At 71.6% G+C, this 13,738-nt stretch carries 14 protein-coding genes; 5 read left to right on the forward strand and 9 right to left on the reverse strand.

Going from position 1 to position 13,738, the window contains the following annotated elements; genetic code table 11:
* Window positions 1–5: 5 nt before the first annotated feature.
* The 3 genes from ACZ4WS_RS02415 to ACZ4WS_RS02425 form a co-directional block, all read right to left on the reverse strand.
* A complete protein-coding gene (locus tag ACZ4WS_RS02415; protein ID WP_467976386.1) occupies window positions 6–1,019 on the reverse strand; it encodes an LLM class F420-dependent oxidoreductase in 1,014 nt (337 codons plus the stop codon).
* Window positions 1,019–2,155 carry a CaiB/BaiF CoA transferase family protein gene (locus ACZ4WS_RS02420; RefSeq protein ID WP_467976388.1) on the reverse strand — a complete coding sequence of 379 codons (1,137 nt, stop codon included), beginning with the start codon at window positions 2,153–2,155 and terminating at the stop codon, window positions 1,019–1,021. The genes ACZ4WS_RS02415 and ACZ4WS_RS02420 overlap by 1 nt, the downstream gene beginning before the upstream one ends.
* A gap of 142 nt (window positions 2,156–2,297) precedes the next feature.
* The gene (locus ACZ4WS_RS02425; protein ID WP_467976389.1) at window positions 2,298–2,678 is read right to left on the reverse strand and encodes an MmcQ/YjbR family DNA-binding protein; all 381 of its coding nucleotides are present in this window, start codon (window positions 2,676–2,678) and stop codon (window positions 2,298–2,300) included.
* Window positions 2,679–2,816: 138 nt separating this feature from the next.
* Between ACZ4WS_RS02425 and ACZ4WS_RS02430 the strand changes: the two genes are divergently transcribed.
* Window positions 2,817–3,989, forward strand: a complete 1,173-nt coding sequence (locus ACZ4WS_RS02430; protein WP_467976390.1) for a saccharopine dehydrogenase family protein — start codon at window positions 2,817–2,819, stop codon at window positions 3,987–3,989.
* Between the two features lie 52 nt (window positions 3,990–4,041).
* Here ACZ4WS_RS02430 and mmpA read toward each other — a convergent pair whose 3' ends face one another.
* The 4 genes from mmpA to ACZ4WS_RS02450 all read right to left on the reverse strand — a co-directional run bounded on the left by mmpA (window position 4,042) and on the right by ACZ4WS_RS02450 (window position 6,573).
* Window positions 4,042–4,197: a morphogenic membrane protein MmpA gene (mmpA, locus tag ACZ4WS_RS02435; RefSeq protein WP_467976391.1), complete on the reverse strand. Its 156-nt coding sequence runs from the start codon at window positions 4,195–4,197 to the stop codon at window positions 4,042–4,044.
* 62 nt (window positions 4,198–4,259) lie between these two features.
* Window positions 4,260–4,982 (reverse strand): endonuclease V, encoded by a 723-nt coding sequence (locus ACZ4WS_RS02440; protein WP_467976392.1) that lies wholly within the window; start codon window positions 4,980–4,982, stop codon window positions 4,260–4,262.
* Window positions 4,983–5,085: 103 nt separating this feature from the next.
* Window positions 5,086–5,412, reverse strand: coding sequence for a plasmid stabilization protein (locus ACZ4WS_RS02445; protein WP_467976393.1), 327 nt, complete (start codon window positions 5,410–5,412; stop codon window positions 5,086–5,088).
* A 75-nt stretch (window positions 5,413–5,487) separates the two neighbouring features.
* Window positions 5,488–6,573, reverse strand: a complete 1,086-nt coding sequence (locus ACZ4WS_RS02450; protein WP_467976395.1) for a WD40/YVTN/BNR-like repeat-containing protein — start codon at window positions 6,571–6,573, stop codon at window positions 5,488–5,490.
* Between the two features lie 249 nt (window positions 6,574–6,822).
* On the opposite strand from ACZ4WS_RS02450, the gene ssgD reads away from it, so the two are divergent.
* The gene (ssgD, locus tag ACZ4WS_RS02455; RefSeq protein ID WP_467976397.1) at window positions 6,823–7,239 is read left to right on the forward strand and encodes a spore wall synthesis regulator SsgD; all 417 of its coding nucleotides are present in this window, start codon (window positions 6,823–6,825) and stop codon (window positions 7,237–7,239) included.
* 15 nt (window positions 7,240–7,254) lie between these two features.
* Here ssgD and ACZ4WS_RS02460 read toward each other — a convergent pair whose 3' ends face one another.
* Both ACZ4WS_RS02460 and ACZ4WS_RS02465 read right to left on the reverse strand, forming a co-directional pair.
* Window positions 7,255–8,088 carry an isocitrate lyase/PEP mutase family protein gene (locus ACZ4WS_RS02460; protein ID WP_467976399.1) on the reverse strand — a complete coding sequence of 278 codons (834 nt, stop codon included), beginning with the start codon at window positions 8,086–8,088 and terminating at the stop codon, window positions 7,255–7,257.
* 219 nt (window positions 8,089–8,307) lie between these two features.
* On the reverse strand, window positions 8,308–8,985 hold the full coding sequence (locus ACZ4WS_RS02465) for a GOLPH3/VPS74 family protein (RefSeq protein WP_467976400.1): 678 nt from the start codon (window positions 8,983–8,985) through the stop codon (window positions 8,308–8,310).
* A 318-nt stretch (window positions 8,986–9,303) separates the two neighbouring features.
* On the opposite strand from ACZ4WS_RS02465, the gene ACZ4WS_RS02470 reads away from it, so the two are divergent.
* The 3 genes from ACZ4WS_RS02470 (at window position 9,304) to ACZ4WS_RS02480 (ending at window position 13,714) form a co-directional block, all read left to right on the forward strand.
* The gene (locus tag ACZ4WS_RS02470; protein ID WP_467976402.1) at window positions 9,304–10,938 is read left to right on the forward strand and encodes an ABC-F family ATP-binding cassette domain-containing protein; all 1,635 of its coding nucleotides are present in this window, start codon (window positions 9,304–9,306) and stop codon (window positions 10,936–10,938) included.
* A gap of 805 nt (window positions 10,939–11,743) precedes the next feature.
* Window positions 11,744–12,520, forward strand: coding sequence for a dimethylargininase (gene ddaH, locus ACZ4WS_RS02475; protein ID WP_467976403.1), 777 nt, complete (start codon window positions 11,744–11,746; stop codon window positions 12,518–12,520).
* A gap of 216 nt (window positions 12,521–12,736) precedes the next feature.
* Entirely contained in the window at window positions 12,737–13,714 is a 978-nt protein-coding gene (locus ACZ4WS_RS02480) for an acyl-ACP desaturase (protein WP_467976405.1), read from the forward strand.
* The last annotated feature ends 24 nt before the right edge of the window (window positions 13,715–13,738 follow it).

Below are 13,738 nucleotides of genomic sequence, written 5' to 3' on the forward strand. Positions count from 1 at the left end.
CCTTTCTAGAGCCAGCCCTTGACGGTTTCGATCAGCCTGGCCGGTTCCGGGCCGACGGGAATGACGTTGAGCATCGTGACCCCGGCCTCCCGGAAGGCCTCGACGCGCTCGCGGACGTAGCTCTCCGGCCCGCACAGCGACATGAGCTCGCAGAACTCGTCCGGTACGGCGGCCTCGGCCTCCTTCTTCCTCCCGGAGAGGTACAGCTCCTGGATGAGCCGGGCTTCCTTCTCGTAGCCGTACGCCACCGCGAGGTCGTTGTAGAAGTTCTTGCCGGGCGCGCCCATGCCGCCTACGTAGAGGGCGATTTTGGGGCGGGCGAGGTCCCGTACCGCCGCCGCGTCCTCGCCGATGGCGAGCAGCCCGCCCGCGACGGTCCGGAGCGGGCCGAGGGCCGGGTCCCGGCGTGCGGCGCCCTCCGCCAGGGGCGTGCCCCACACCTGGTGGGCCTTCTCCGGGATGAAGAGGGTGGGCAGCCAGCCGTCGGCGAGTTCGGCGGTCATGCGGACGTTGGCGGGGCCGAGCGAGGCGACGTACAGGGGCACTTCGGGGCGTACGGGTTTGGTGAGGATCTTCAGGGGCTTGCCCAGGCCGCCGGGGCGGGGCATGTCCGTGATGCCGTGGTGGTCGATGACCTCGCGGCGCAGGATACGGCGGGTCAGCTCGATGGCCTCGCGGGTCCGGCCCAGCGGCTTGTCGTACGGCTTCCCGTGCCAGCCCTCGACGACCTGCGGGCCGGAGGCGCCGAGGCCGATGATGGCGCGGCCTCCGGAGATCGCGTCGAGCCCGGCGGCCGTCTGCGCGATCAGCGCGGGCGTGCGCGAGTAGACGTTGAGGATCGCGGCGCCGATCTTCATGCGCTCGGTGCGGGCGGACAAGTAGCCCATGATCGTGGGCGAGTCGAAGCCGTAGGCCTCGGCGACCCAGACGGCGTCCAGGCCCGCGGACTCCAGGGCGGCCACGTCGTCGGCGGCCTGCCGGGGGTCGCCCGCGTAGTCGAGCGGGAGGGAGAGCTCCATCAGTCGTCGTCCTTCATCAGTCGGGGTACGCCCCAGTCGCGGGCCACGGCCTCGGTGTCGGCGCCCGGCTGGGCGGGACCGCCGCGGACGGTGGTGTGGGTGGCGGAGAAGCGGGGCGCGGGGGCCGGCTGGGTGATGCCGCCGTGGTCGACGAAGGTGCCGCGGGCGGCGAGATGCGGGTGAGCGGGGGCCTCGCGGAGCGACAGGACCGGTGCCACGCACGCGTCGGAGCCCTCGAAGACCGCGGTCCACTCGTCTCTCGTACGGGTCTTGAAGCGGGCGGCGACGGTCTCGCGCAGCTCGCCCCATCGGGCCAGGTCCTTGCGGGCGGAAGACAGTTCCTCGATGCCGAGCAGCTCGCAGAACTCTTCGTAGAACTGCCGCTCCAGGGCGCCCACCGCCATGTACTGCCCGTCGGCCGTCTCATAGGTCCCGTAGTACGGGCAGCCGCCGTCCAGAAGGTTGGCGCCGCGCCGGTCCTGCCAGCCGCCGGCGGCGAGCATGCCGTGGATCATCGCGGCGAGGTGCGCGGCGCCGTCGACGATGGCCGCGTCCACGACCTGTCCGGCGCCGGTCGCGCGCGCGTGGTGGAGCGCGGCGAGGACGCCGACGACGAGATACAGCGAGCCGCCCGCGTAGTCCCCGACGAGGTTGGCGGGGACGGTCGGCGGCTCGTCCGGCCTGCCGATCATGCCGAGGGTGCCGGTCAGGGCGATGTAGGCGATGTCGTGCCCGGCGCGCTGGGCGAGCGGGCCTTCCTGGCCCCAGCCGGTCATCCGCCCGTAGACCAGCTTGGGGTTGCGGGCGTGACAGGTCTCGGGGCCGACGCCGAGGCGCTCGGCGACACCGGGTCGGTAGCCCTCGATGAGGATGTCCGCGCGCTCGACCAGGTCGAGGACGCGGGACGGCCCGTCCTCGGCCTTCAGGTCGATCACCACCGACCGCTTGTTGCGGTTGGTGATGTCGTACTCCGGGTTGATCGCGAGCCCGGCGCCGCCGGGCCGGTCCACGCGGACGACGTCCGCGCCCAGGTCGGCGAGGAGCATGGCGGCGAACGGGCCGGGGCCGATGCCCGCCAGCTCGACCACGCGCACCCCGGACAGCGGGCCGTGCCCTGGCGTCCCTGCCACTGCCATCAAGCCCCCAGCACTGTGACACTACTGATGTGACATCAGCGATGTTAAGAACGTGTTCCACGTCGGGCAAGCCCTGAACGAGCAAGCGCTTAGTTAAATTCCGGTCGACAGAGTAGGGCGAAACGGTCCAGAACGGGCCGTTTCAGCGCTCGTCCAGCTCCGCGATCAGCTTCTTCGGCGCGATCGTCCGGTAGCTCTCCTCGACCCAGTCGCACAGCAGCTCCGCGGCCGGAGCGCCCCGCTCCGCCAGGGGTATGCGCACCCAGCCGGACGTGCCGAGGCGGTATCCGGCGGGCTCGGCGCCCGGTGAGGTGAGGGCGTGCGCGTGCGCGGCCTCGTCCTTGAGCTTCAGGGTGACGCCGAGCGGATGGCTGCCGTCGTCCATACCGAGGAAGACGAACACCTTCTTGTTGACCTTGGCGACAGCCTCGCCCCAGGGGAACTCCTCGGCCGCGCCCGGCAGGCCGAGGGCGAACTCGCGCACCTTCTCCCACTTTTTCAGGGCGTTCTTCGGCACGGCCACGGCTACCTCCGACCTCTTCGTCCGACCTCATCGTTCGCCTGCTCGTACCTCACGCTAGCCTCAGCCACCGACAACGGCGCTTCGCGCACGGCAGTGGGGCCCCACCCGCTCGAGCGCAGCCGAGAGTGGGGGAGTGTCATGAGCAGGATGAACGGGACGGATCGCAGGTACGACATCGTGCTCTTCGGAGCCACCGGCTTCGTCGGGGCACTCACCGCGGAGTATCTCGCCGCGCACGCGCCCGAGGGGCTGCGGTGGGCGATCGCGGGGCGCAGCGCGGAGAAGCTGGAGCGGCTGAGGGAGCGGCTTGCCGGTGACCCCGGCGTGCTCCACGCGGACGTGTCCGATCCGGACTCCTTGCGCGAACTCGCCCGGCACGCGCGCGTGGTGGCCACGACCGTCGGGCCGTACATCACGTACGGCGAAGAGCTGGTGGCCGCCTGCGCGGACGCCGGGACCGACTATGTGGATCTCACCGGTGAGCCCGAGTTCGTGGACCTGATGTACGTACGGCACGACGCACGCGCGCGGGAGACCGGGGCACGGCTCGTGCACGCCTGCGGTTTCGACTCGGTTCCGCACGACCTGGGCGCGTACTTCACGGTGCGGCAGCTGCCCGAGGGCGTGCCGCTCAGGGTCGACGGATTCGTGCGCTCCCAGGCGATGTTCTCGGGCGGTACGTTCGCCTCGGCGCTCAACCAGTTCGCGCGCGGGCGGCACATGCTGGCCGCGGCGCGGGACCGCAAGCGGCACGAGCCGCGGCTGGTGGGACGGCGGGCCGAGGCGCCGCTGAGCGCGCCGCGGTTCGCCAAGGAGGTCGGGGCGTGGGCGCTGCCGCTGCCCACCATCGACGCTCAGGTGGTGCAGCGGTCCGCGCGGGTCCTGGAGCGGTACGGGCCCGACTTCCGCTACCGCCACTACGCCGCCGTCGAGCGACTGCCCGTCGCCCTCGGTGGGGTCGCCGCGGTGAGCGCGGTCTTCGCGGCGGCCCAACTGCCGCCCGCGCGCCGCTGGCTGTCCGACCGGGTCAAGCCCGGGGACGGGCCGAGCGCCGCACGGCGGGCGAAGAGCTGGTTCTCGGTGCGGTTCGTGGGCGAGGGCGGCGGACGCCGCGTCTTCACGGAGGTCGCGGGCGGTGACCCGGGCTACGACGAGACCGCCAAGATACTCGCGGAGTCTGCGCTCGCCCTCGCTTTCGACGACCTGCCGAAGACGTCCGGGCAGGTCACAACGGCGGTGGCGATGGGTGACGCACTCACGCAGCGCCTCCAGAAGGCGGGGATCACGTTCCGGGTGGCGGCCTCCCGCTGAGAGCTCGGGCCTCTGAACTCTCAGACCTCTGAGAGTTCAGACCTCTGAGAGTTCAGATCGACCACCCGGTGACTGTGTAGATCATCCCGCCTATCCAGGCGAGCCCGGCGATCACGGCGAGGACCAGGGCGGCCGTCACCGCGCGCTCGACGGGCTGGGTGGACTGGGCGGGGGTGGCGGCGGGCTTCGGGGCACGGTGCGTCGTCATGCGGCACAGCCTGCCGATCACGGCGGTGCCGCCACATCCGTACGGGTACTCAGACCGCGTACTCAGTCAACGCGTCCGGCCCCTCGGGGAGTTGCCTCCTGAAGGGCGCGTCGGCAGAGGGAGTCCGCCCTTCGGGTGGACTCCGGGAGGCGGTACTTCGGGGTGAGCGCGAGCGTGTGCGCGCAGGCGTTGTCGAGGCTCACCCGGTGGCCGACCGACACGAACACCGGCTTGACGCCGTCCTGGGTGCGCAGCGCGCGGCCGACCTCCTCAGCGCCTGTGGACTCGCCCGCGAGCAACGGGGACGCGCTGCCGCGCCGGGTGCCGGGCTCCTCGTACGAGAAGGTGAACGGGTTCTTGGCGACCCCGATCGTGGGGAGCCCGGTGAGGACGCCGAGGTGGCTGGCGAGGCCGAAGCGGCGCGGGTGGGCCAGTCCGTAGCCGTCGCAGACGACGAGGCCGGGTGCGCAGGGCAGGGCGTCGAGCGCGGCCAGGACGGTCGGGATCTCGCGGAAGGCGAGCAGCCCGGGAACGTACGGGAAGGAGACCTGGCCGACCGCGGTGGCCTCCGCCACGACGTCGAGGGTCGCCGCGTCGAGCACCACGGCCGCGGCCACGACCACGTCGCGCTCGTCGTCGTAGGCGACGTCGACCCCCGTCACCCGGCCGGTGCCGGGCCGCGGCCCCGGCTCGTCGAGCACCACCCGCCCCCGCAACTCGTCCTGCACGGCGCGGGCTTGCTCTTCGGTGGCGGGCCAGCCCGCCGGGATCCTTACGGTCGTCATGGTGGTGACGAGCCTAAGGGCCCAGGGCGCGGGCCCGACGGCCAGGGGCAGGTCTCGTGATCATGATCGAGCGGTGCCGGGACGCTCGGGTCGGCGTCTGTGCTCACTTGCCGCCGAGTGCGCGCTGGAGCTGCTGCTTGTTCATCTCCGAACGGCCGTGGATGTTGCGCCGCCTGGCCTCCTCGTACAGCTGGTCGTAAGTGGGCCCCTGGGAGCCCTGGTGCGAGCGCTGACCGCCTCGCTTGCCGGACGACATGTCCTCGATGGACGTACGGCTGGCCGTCTTCGACTCACCGGACCGGGCGCGCTCCTTGTTCACCGTGCGCGCGGCGATCTCCTCGGCGCGCTGCCTGCTCTCGCCCCTGTCGAGTGCGCTCTCCTTGATGTGTTCGTACTGGCGTTCCCGCTTGGGGCTCGCACCGCGTGGCATGGCTGATCACTCCCTTTCGCGGATCACTGCCTTGCGCGAAACGAGTACCCCGCTGCAGGGCATACACAGCACGCGTCATCCCTCCAGGCGCGCCACGCGACCCTTCTCACCGGAGGCCCAGCAGGCCAGGTCGGGGGTGCAGTCCACGGTGTCGTACGAGCCGGTGTCCACGGTCCGCCAGGTGCGGCCGCCGTCCGTCGTCAGGTCGGTGCCGGTCGGGCCGACCGCGAGCGCGGCGGTGCGGCTGTGCGGCAGCCAGGTGACGCCGGAACGGTAGGCGGGCGGGGGCTGGTCGGCGGGCGTCCAGGTGCGGCCGCCGTCGGGGGTGAGCGCCGCGGCCTGGGGTGAGGCCTGGTCGGCGCGGTAGTCGCCGCCGACGGCGAGGCCGTGGGTGCGGTCGCGGAAGGCGAGGGCGAAGACGCCGCGCGCCGGGTCGCCGGCCGGGATCGGTGTGTCGGCGGCCGTCCAGGTCAGTCCCCGGTCCGCGGAGTGCAGCACGCGCGCGTGGGCCCCTCCGCCGGTGGCCAGCCACACATCACGCGGCCCCGAGCCGACCAGGCACTGCCCGCTCGCCGCGAAGCCCGCCTCGCCGTCCTGCGCCGCTGGCATTCCGTCGCTGGGCAGCACCTTCCAGGACCGCCCGCCGTCACTGGTCGACAGGATGCGGAACTTGCCGTCCACCGGGTCGCTCATCGCCAGGCCGTGGCGCCGGTCGAAGAAGGTGAGGCAGTCGTAGAAGGCCTTCGCGTCGGAGTTGCGGAAGGACTCGGTCCAGGTCGCGCCGCCGTCCTCGGTCCTGAAGACGCGGGAGGCCTCGCCCTCGCCGATGGCCAGGACCACGGCGCGCCGCGCGTCGAAGGCCTCGATGTCGCGGAACTCCAACTCCGCACCGCCGGGCGGCGAGACGTTCCGCCAGTGCGCGCCGCCGTCGGTGGTGCGCAGCACGGTGCCCTTGGAACCGGCCACCCAGGCGGTGTCCCGGCTGACGGCCGACAGCCCGCGGAACCGTCCGTCCGTGCCGCTGTCCTTCAGCTCCCAGTGGGGCGACCCGCCCGCCTCCTGTGCCTGCGCGGGTGCCGTCAGCGCGGCGGCGAGCGCGGCCGCGCACAGTCCCACGGTGACCATCCGACTCGTACGTCTCGACTTCCCCAAGCCCCTCATGGCGGGCGAAGCTAGCCCACTCCCCCGGTGCCGTCCAGATGGCGTTCTCCGGGAACCCGGAGACGGTGGTTGGTGTCCTCTCCGGTATCCCCGGCACGACGGGACGTGAAATCGATCACCACAGTGAATGGTCTCGGTGACAGAGGTCACTCGGATCTCAGGTGCACGGATTGGCTCATTTTCTCGTCTCTTCAATTGACCGGCCTCATCCGCCCGGAGTTCGTTCAGCCGTCACAAGGGAGCAAGGCGTTGTCCACCGTCATCGAGCAGCCCGTAGAGGCCCGCCTCGTCGCCGCCGCGCCGCGGATGCCGAGCATTCCCGCAACGCTCCACTACGACCGAAGCGATCCCTTCGCCGTCCGTATGACCTTCCCCGCCCCGGCCACCCTGGAGGGCGTGGAGGTCTGCTGGACGTTCGCGCGCGACCTGCTCGCGTCCGGGTTGGAGGAGTCGGTGGGCTGGGGCGACGTACGGGTGCGGCCGTACGGCTTCGACCGCACCGTTCTGGAGTTCCACGCCCCTGAGGGCACCGCCGTGGTGCATGTGCGCTCGGGCGAGGTGCGGCGCTTCTTGCAGCGCACCACGGAGCTGGTGCCCGTCGGCCTTGAGCACCTCCAGGTGGACCTGGACCACGATCTGGCCGAGCTCATGCGGGGCACCTGCTGAACGGTGCCCCCGCTCTCAGCGGCTGTTGTCCATCAGGGTGTTGAGCTCGGTGTAGTCGAGCCCGTCGGTCAGTGAGTCGTAGGTCCCCGCGCCCAGCAGCTCCCGCGCGGCGCGACGGACCACGGCGTGCGCGGCCTGCGCGATGCTCGAACCCGCGCTGATCCGGGCCACTCCGAGCGCGGCCAGCTCGGCGACGGCCGGCGCGCCAGGGCCCACCAGCACGTTCAGCGGGCCATCGACGCCCGCGACGAGAGTCTTGACGGTCACCGGATCGACGGCTCCGGGGACGAAGACACCGTCGGCCCCGGCGGCGAGGAAGGCGGCCGCCCGCTCCAGGGTCTCCTCGATCCCGCCCGCGCGCCGCAGGTAGGTGTCGACGCGGGCGTTGACGTACAGCGGCACCCCGGCCGCGTCCGCTGCCGCGCGGGCCGCCGCGATGCGCTCGGCCTGCTCGGCGACCGGACGCAACGGCGCGGCGCCGTCGTACCGCACGTCCTCGATGTTCACGCCGACCGCGCCCGCCGCGATCACCGCCCGGATCGTGTCCGCGACGCCCCGCGCGTCCTCGGCGTAACCGCCCTCGAGGTCCGCGCTGACCGGGACCCGCACCGCGGCGGCGATCCGCCCCACGGCACCGAGCGCCCGCTCCCTGTCGAGCCGGTCCCCGTCCGCCGTACCCAGATCCCAGGCGAGCCCCGCACTGGTGGTCGCCACGGCGGCCGCCCCCGCCTCCTCGACGATCCGCGCGCTCGCCGTGTCCCAGGCGTTCGGCAGGACAAGCGGACGGCCTGGCACGTGCAGGGCACGGAAGGCGAGGGCGGTTTCCTGGAGGTGGCTCGGGTTCGTCATGGGGACGAGCCAAGCAGTGGGCGGGAGTTGAGTCTGGCGAAAAATCGACGTTCACGTGAGGTACATGGGAGGGGCGGGCGACGGTTCGAGGAGAAGGGGGTACGAGCATGCTCGCGGTTGGTGGGGGGCCGCGCACGCCCGCGGCGAGACGTGAGGCGAGGGACCGTCGGGGAGGGCCCAGGTACTCCCGCGGTGAAGCGTCGAGGTGTGGTCGCCTCCTCAGCTCCCCGTCGCCGCCCCCGCCGATGCTGTGGTCACCGTCGCGATCACCGCCGTGCGCACCTCATGGATGACCTTCTTCAGGGCCGGAGCCGCCGCGCCGCCGCGCTCGGTCAGCTCTTCGATGCGGTCCTTGTGGAGCTTGCGGTCCTTGGCCCCTGCGAGGGTGCGCAGCTCGGCCGCGGCGGCGAGGGCGACGAGGGCCGCGTCGCGGTCGGAGACCTCCGCGACGGGCAGCGGCCCCTCCAGCACCCGTCGGGCCTCGGCGCGCAGTCCGTCGACGACGGGCACCCCCTCCAGCTCGTACTCCACGGACGGGAAGAGCCCGAGGACCCGCTTCTTCTCCGCCCGCAGATATCCCTCCGCCGCGAGCTGCGCGCGTACGGCGTCCAGGGTGACGCGCGCCCGCAATGTCACCCATGCCTTCCACTTCCGCGGCCGGGACTCCTCGACGAGTTCCAGGAGCCCGTCCAGGACGACATCCCCCGTGCGGGCGTCGATGTCGACGGGGGTGGCGATGCCCTCCACGTCCGTCAGGAGGCCGCGCTGCGCGAGTTCGGTGAGCGCGCCGGCGCGCACCAAGTGGTGGAGATGGGGCGCTCCGGTGACCTTCAGCTCGGCGGTGTCCCAGGCCAGGAGGTAGAGCCGGGCGGGCAGCGAGAGCGAGCCGTTCGGCACGGGGTCTCCTTCGCGTCGTCGGGGGCCACGTTAATCCTTTGACAGCGTTCAGGGCCGTCCCTACGGTGTATAGCGGTCCTGTTGCCGTCGATTGGAGAAGGACGTTGCTCGTCTGAGGTCTGAGACACCGCGTCACACACAGCCAGTTCTTCCTGGCCTTTGTGTGCGCAGCGTGCGACCTCGGCGTACGAGCCGTCCTCCGGTGCGGGGCTTTTCCGCTCCTCCCGGACCTGGATCCGCCTCGGACCCTGGATTGTCGTCACCTCGCGGTGTCCCGAACGCGTGCCCCTGACCGCACCCAGCAACCGCGAGGCCTTTATGACTACCTTCCCCACCTCCATCACCTGTACCTCCCTCTCCTTCGCCTGGCCGGACGGCACCGTCGTCTTCGACGACCTCCAGGTCGCCTTCGGCCCCGGCAGGACCGGGCTCGTCGGCGTCAACGGATCAGGGAAATCAACCCTGTTGAAACTGATCGCCGGGGAACTCACCCCTGCTGACGGCACGGTCCGCGTCGCGGGCGAGGTCGGTTACCTGCCGCAGAACGTCACGCTCGACACCGGTCTGCGGGTCGACGAGGCGCTCGGCATCGCCGCCACCCGCGCCGCGCTGCACGCCATCGAGGCGGGCGACGCGGCCGAGGAGCACTTCGACGTGGTCGGCGACGACTGGGACGTCGAGGAGCGGGCGCTCGCGACGCTCGCCGAACTCGGACTCGGCCACATCGAGTTGGACCGCACCATCGGTGAGGTGTCGGGCGGCGAGTCGGTGCTGCTGCGGCTCGCCGCGCTCCTGCTGCGCCGACCCGACGTACTCCTGCTGGACGAACCGACCAACAACCTCGACCTGTACGCGCGGCGACGGCTGTACGCGGCCGTCGAGGCCTGGTCCGGGGTCATGGTCGTGGTCAGCCACGACCGCGAACTCCTCGACCTGGTCGACCAGATCGCGGATCTGCATTCCGGCGAGGTCACCTGGTACGGCGGGAACTTCTCCGCGTACGAGGAGACCCTCGCCGGTGAACAGGAGGCGGCGGAGCGCATGGTGCGCGTCGCCGAGGCCGACCTGAAGAAGCAGAAGCGCGAACTGGTCGACGCCCAGGTGAAGTTGGCCCGCCGCAAGCGGTACGGCCAGAAGATGTTCGAGCAGAAGCGCGAGCCGAAGATCGTCATGGGTGCCCGCAAACGGGCGGCGCAGGAGTCCGCGGGCAAGCACCGCATCATGCACGAGGAGAAGCTCGCCGAGGCCAAGGAGCGGCTCGACGACGCGGTGGAGGCCGTACGGGACGACGACGAGATCCGCGTCGACCTGCCGTACACGGCCGTGCCGCCGGGCCGCGACGTACTCACCCTCGACAGCCTGGAGTTGAAGTACGGCGCGCGTGTGCGCGGCGTGTTCGACCTGCGCGGACCCGAACGGGTCGCGCTGATCGGGCGCAACGGATCGGGCAAGACCACGCTGCTGCGGACGATCGCCGGAGAGCTGGACGCCGTGTCCGGCGACGCGCGGGTCCATGTGCCGCTGCGCTTCCTGCCGCAGCGGCTCGATGTCCTCGACGACGAGCTCACGGTCGCCGAGAACGTGGCCCGGTTCGCGCCGGCCGCCACCAACAACCGGATCCGGGCGCGCCTGGCCCGCTTCCTGTTCAAGGGGGCGCGCGCCGATCAGCGCGCGGCGACCCTCTCCGGCGGCGAACGCTTCCGGGCCGCGCTCGCGGCACTGATGCTGGCAGAGCCCGCGCCGCAGCTCCTGATGCTCGACGAGCCGACGAACAACCTCGACATGGCGAGCGTCCGGCAGCTCACCACGGCGCTGGAGTCCTACGAGGGCGCCCTGATCGTCGCCAGCCACGACGTGCCGTTCCTGGAGTCGATCGGCATCACACGCTGGCTGCAGCTGGAGGGAGGCGAGCTGAAGGCAGTCACGCCAGAGGCTGTCCGGTATCCGGCCTAGCGGCGGCGGTGGCGGGGCTCGGCGAGGGGCTGTCGAAGGACCTCGGGACTGTCACTGTCGGGCGGAGGTGCCGGGGGCGTCGGGCCTCGGGCCTCGGGGCCGACACCTCGCCGGGCCGGGGCCGCCTGGCGCGGGGCGTGGGGCCGCTCGGCGCCGGGCCCGGGCGCGCCTGACACAGGGCGTGGGGCCGCCTGCCGCAGGGCATGGGGCCGCTCAGCGCCAGGCCCGGGTGCGCCTGACACAAAACACGGAGCCCCTCAGCGCCAGGCCCCGGTGCGCCTCACGCGAGATACGGAGCCGCTCTCGGCGCCAGACCGGGTGCGTCTGGCGCGGGACACGGAGGCTCGCCCGGCGCTGGGGGCCAGGACGGCCTGGCGCCGCGCCCGGAGGCTGCCCCGCGTGAGGCCCGGGCCCGCCCCGCGCAGGACCTGGGAGCCCGCTCAGCACCTGCGGCCGGGGCCACCCGGCATCGCGCCCGCAGGCCGCCGGGAGCGAGACCCGGGCCCGCCCGACGCGAGACCCCCTCTCGCCGGCACGAGACCCCAGGCCACCTGCCATCGCGCCCAGAAGCCACCCAACGTCTGACCGAAGGCCGCCGGGCCACGACACACAAACCCGCCCGACACCACGCCAAAGACCCCGCCGGGGCCACCCGGCGTCGCACCCTCAGGCCACCCGGCAACGCCCCTCGGGCCACCCGGCACAGCCACGGGCGCCGCCCGGCTCCCCGACGGGGGCTTTCGTGCGTGTGGACCCGCGCTGCATGATGTCCGCCGACACACCCTGCCGATTCGGAGACCCGCACGTGCCCAGCCAGAAGGCCCTCATCCGACGACCCAGCCCCCGTCTAGCCGAGGGGCTGGTGACGCACGTCGAGCGCGTGAAGGTGGACGTCGACCTGGCGGTCGAGCAGTGGGAGGCGTACGCGGAGGCGCTGCGCACGCACGGCTGGGAGACCGTCGAGGTGGACCCGGCCGACGACTGTCCGGACTCGGTGTTCGTCGAGGACACGGTGGTCGTCTTCCGCAATGTCGCGTTGATCTCCCGCCCGGGCGCCGAGTCCCGGCGCGGCGAGATCGCCGGGGTCGAGGAGGCCGTGGCACGCCTGGGCTGCTCGGTGAACTGGATCTGGGATCCCGGCACCCTGGACGGCGGCGACGTCCTGAAGGTCGGCGACACGGTGTACGTGGGCCGCGGCGGGCGCACCAACGCGGCCGGGGTCCAGCAGCTGCGGGCGGCCTTCGAACCGCTCGGGGCGCGCGTCGTCGCCGTACCCGTGAGCAAGGTGCTGCACCTGAAGTCGGCGGTCACCGCGCTGCCGGACGGGACTGTGCTCGGACACATTCCCCAGGTGGACACGCCGTCGTTGTTCCCGCGTTTCCTGCCGGTGCCGGAGGAGTCCGGCGCGCACGTGGTGCTCCTGGGCGGTGGAAAACTGCTGATGGCGGCGAGCGCCCCGAAGACGGCGGAGCTGCTCGCGGACCTCGGCCACGAGCCGGTCATCGTCGACATCAGCGAATTCGAGAAACTCGAAGGCTGTGTGACATGCCTCTCAGTCCGGCTTCGGGAGCTGTACGTCTGAACGAGTGGCCGAGACGCTCGTTCGGCGCTGGGACCTGGGGGTCCGGGGCGACCCCGGCCGAGCGCGGCACGGGTGCGCGGATCCCCTGGGAGACCCCCGCTGATCAGGGGGTCTTTACAGCACACTTAACCTACGGTTTCGTAACCTACGGATACGTAGCCTACGATGCCGTAGGTTTCTCCCCCGCTCGGCATTCACGTCCCCCCTGGAGCACCTGTGACGATCACTTCTCCGCACCTCGGCAGCCCGTCCGCCGCCTGGACCGACGCTCGGCTGCTGTACGCGCTGGAAGAAGTGGTCGAGACGGAACTCAACCGTCACTTGAAGGTGGCCAAGGACTGGATGCCGCACGAGTACGTGCCGTGGAGCGACGCCCGTAACTTCCCCGGCCTCTTCGAGGACGGCGAGGCCTGGGGCAAGGAGCAGTCCAAGGTTACCGAGATCGGCCGGATCGCTCTGGTCGTCAATCTTCTCACCGAGGACAACCTGCCCAGCTACCACCACGAGATCGCCTCGCTCTTCGGCCGTGACGGCGCCTGGGGCACCTGGGTGCACCGCTGGACGGCGGAAGAGGGCCGACACGGCATCGTGATGCGCGACTACCTGCTCGCCTCGCGCGCCGTGGACCCCGACCAGCTCGAGGCGTTCCGTATGCAGCACATGAGCGAGGGCTTCGAGTCGGACAACCGCCACTCGATGCTGCACTCGGTCGCGTACGTCGCCTTCCAGGAGCTCGCCACCCGCATCTCGCACCGCAACACCGGTCACCAGTCGGGCGACCCGGTCTGCGACCGCATGCTGGCGCGCATCGCGACGGACGAGAACCTGCACATGGTCTTCTACCGCAACCTCCTGAAGGCCGCGTTCGAGCTCGCCCCCGACCTGACCATGCAGGCCGTGCGCGATGTCGTCGTCAACTTCCGGATGCCCGGTCACGGCATGCCCGGCTTCGAGCGCGCCGCCGCGCAGATGGCCATCGGCGAGGTCTACAACATGCGCATCCACCACGACGACGTGCTCCAGCCGGTGCTGCGCCACCTCAAGGTCCTGGAGATGGACGGCCTCGGCCCCGAGGGCCTCCAGGCCCAGGAGGAGCTGGGCTTCTTCATGGGCGGCCTGGACGCGGAGGCCTCGAAGTTCGACGAGAAGCTCGCCGCGCGCAAGGCGCGGATGGCGGCGCGCGCAAGCGCGTAGTTCCTCAGAAGGGCGCCCTCAGAC

The sequence above is a fragment of the Streptomyces sp. NPDC029292 genome, assembly GCF_055569295.1.